The 2,033-nt window shown below is 32.4% G+C and carries 2 protein-coding genes; one reads left to right on the top strand and one right to left on the bottom strand.

Going from position 1 to position 2,033, the window contains the following annotated elements; all coding sequences use genetic code 11:
• Positions 1–747: 747 nt before the first annotated feature.
• Entirely contained in the window at positions 748–1,056 is a 309-nt protein-coding gene (locus tag AC3DU7_RS32305) for an SH3 domain-containing protein (RefSeq protein ID WP_488043310.1), read from the top strand.
• A gap of 470 nt (positions 1,057–1,526) precedes the next feature.
• Here AC3DU7_RS32305 and AC3DU7_RS32300 read toward each other — a convergent pair whose 3' ends face one another.
• Positions 1,527–1,832 (bottom strand): Uma2 family endonuclease, encoded by a 306-nt coding sequence (locus tag AC3DU7_RS32300; protein WP_488043311.1) that lies wholly within the window; start codon positions 1,830–1,832, stop codon positions 1,527–1,529.
• Between the last annotated feature and the right edge of the window lie 201 nt (positions 1,833–2,033).

The raw sequence follows: 2,033 nt of genomic DNA, 5'->3' as shown, positions 1-2,033 counted from the left end.
AATTAATAATTAAATAATTATGGTTTAAAGCCTCCCCTTTGAAGGGGAAAAAAGCGGTTGAGGGATGGCGAGTTCCCCTCGCCATATCCAATCAACCAAGAGAAGAAATAGTATTTCCTTATATTCAATTCCATAACGGTTTTAACCAGAGGTAATTATCAATTATCCATTAATGAACTCTTCTTTTCAAGGAAAGGATTGATGATTAAGGAAATTTTTTTCTTTTTTATCCTTTATAAAGAGAGGCATTAGATATTAACTCTTAGGTAATTTAAGGAGCAGAAATAAACATTTCAGAGTTTTTATGTGTCCTTAGATTTTTGATAAATCATTTGGGATTGCTACAGAAAAGAGGTAAGCATTCAGCTATTAGCGGTCAGCGGTCAGCTCTCAGCTTTTTAGTCATATTTATTCCATTGAGTATTTGACACAAAAGTTAGCTGAAGACATTTTTTTTATAAGTTTTAATTATCCTTGGAGACTAATTCCTCTTTTGAGCCGATCGTGAGCTAATAACTCATAGCTGATAGCTGAAGTGCTGACGGCTGAATGCTTACGAAAAGAGTACAAATAAAATTAATACAAGTAGATTAATTACTTGTTTAATTTATTCAGGGTAGGGCTTTTACTTGTGTTATTATTTATTCGATAACTTGAGTTAGATAACTTTAACTAAAAATGAATATCAAGCAACTATTTTTAACTATAATTCCCCTAATTTTCTTCTCGATTTTAGGTATAAAAATTATGCCTATTAATACATCCCCTGCTTTGGCTAAATCACAAATAGCAAATCAAGTTTTAGATGAAAAAACTGATGGGTTTTTGTTAGCTGCTGTTGATAGTTGTGAAGTCTCAATGCCAAGTTCTTCTGCAAATGAACGTCTTGTTCTGAATGTCCGAGAAGTACCTAATGGTAGTATTGTTGGTACAGTTGATGATGGAGATACAGTAGAGTTAGAAACTGCCGATGGTATAGAAGGCTTATTTTGGGTGAAGATTATTGAGCCAGTTGCAGGATATGTTTGGACGGAATATCTGACAAATTGTAATTGAAGAAGGCAGAAGAGAAAATTGCTTATGGATAGTTTTCTATACACCACTTAGAAGGTATCTGTAAAATAAATCTAAAGAAACATTTCAAATATCTAGTATTCGGTGGGTTACGGCGACCAGGAAAATATTATTTGATTTTGTGAGATTATTCCCGCCTAACCCACCCTATATCAAGACTTACAGCAGTTTTGGAGTTGATGAGGTACAAAATTTTAGGACTTTAGGGAGTAGGGAGTAGGCAGTAGGCAGTAGGGAAAAAAAAGATTAATTTTTAAACTGTACCTCACTATCCTAAAAAGTGCTGTAATATTTTATTTATAGATATCCTCTTAGTGTCTACAAACCCCAAACAATTTCTAAGATGGTGGTGTACTAAACCCGCTACAGAAAAGATAATTTTTTTTAGCGATAAATATATTAAAAAATGTCTGACTCAGCCAAGATCGACTTCTGGTTAAGCTGAGTTATTTTTATGGCTGAAATTTTTCCATTAACCAAGCTCTAACTAACCTTTGATTCATGTTGCGACTACGTTGCAATGCTTGATCAAGTAGAGTAATTTTTAATCCTGGTAAAACAATAGATTCTCTAATTTGCTTACTACCTCCATCTACCATAGCAAATGCAATAATTTTCAAATTTTGTACATCAACTATCCAATATTCTCCCACTCCAATATTTTCATATAAAATACGTTTTTCTCCTTTATCGTCTGATAGAGAGCTATTAGCAACTTCTATTACTAAGTCTGGTGCTGGATATTTTTCTAAGTCAATTATAGATGTCTCAAAAGGAATAAAATCTACATTTTTTCCTATTTTAGTTCCCGAATTACCGAATAATTAAGGTTTAAAGCTTCTTCTTTAAAGGAGAAAAAAAATCTTAAGTGTCAATCCTCCTCTTTTCAAGGAGAGGTAATTATTAATTATTAATTATTAATTATTAATTGTTTAATACTCCCTACTGCTTACTCACAA

The sequence above is a fragment of the Okeania sp. genome (assembly GCF_983059655.1).
This window is presented reverse-complemented; position numbering and strand designations above follow the sequence as displayed.